This window comes from Bifidobacterium pullorum subsp. saeculare (assembly GCF_016899725.1).
Classification (GTDB): Bacteria; Actinomycetota; Actinomycetes; order Actinomycetales; family Bifidobacteriaceae; genus Bifidobacterium; species Bifidobacterium pullorum_C.
The window spans coordinates 1-468 of sequence record NZ_JACLYU010000176.1 but is presented as its reverse complement, the minus strand read 5'-3'; the positions used below and the strand labels follow the sequence as shown (position 1 = coordinate 468).

Here is a 468-nt window from a genome sequence, read left to right as displayed (position 1 = left end):
GATTTCTCTGGCACCCCTTCTCCCGAAGTTACGGGGCTATTTTGCCGAGTTCCTTAACAAAGGTTCTTCCGCTCGTCTTAGGATTCTCTCCTCACCTACCTGTGTCGGTTTACGGTACGGGTAATCTTTGGCTCGATAGCAGCTTTTCTTGGCAGTGTGGAGTCAGTCGCTTCTCTACTTGTTTTTCGATCCCCATCACATTTCAGGATTAATGAAGATACGGATTTTCCTATATCTTCTCCCTTTATGCTTGGACGTGCTCAACCAACGGCACGCTCAACTTATCCTCCTGCGTCACTACTTCTCTCAAGCGCCTCAGACTAGTACAGGAATTTCCACCTGTTGTCCATCGCCTACGCCTTTCGGCCTGAGCTTAGGCCCCGACTTACCCTGAGTGGACGAGCCTTCCTCAGGAAACCTTAGGTTTTCGACGGGTGAGATTCTCACTCACCTCTCGCTACTTATGCC

Annotated in this window: 1 rRNA gene; it reads right to left on the bottom strand. The window is 50.0% G+C overall.

The window, feature by feature from the left end:
* A 23S ribosomal RNA gene (locus H7U32_RS10045) occupies positions 1-468 on the bottom strand; the annotation flags it as partial.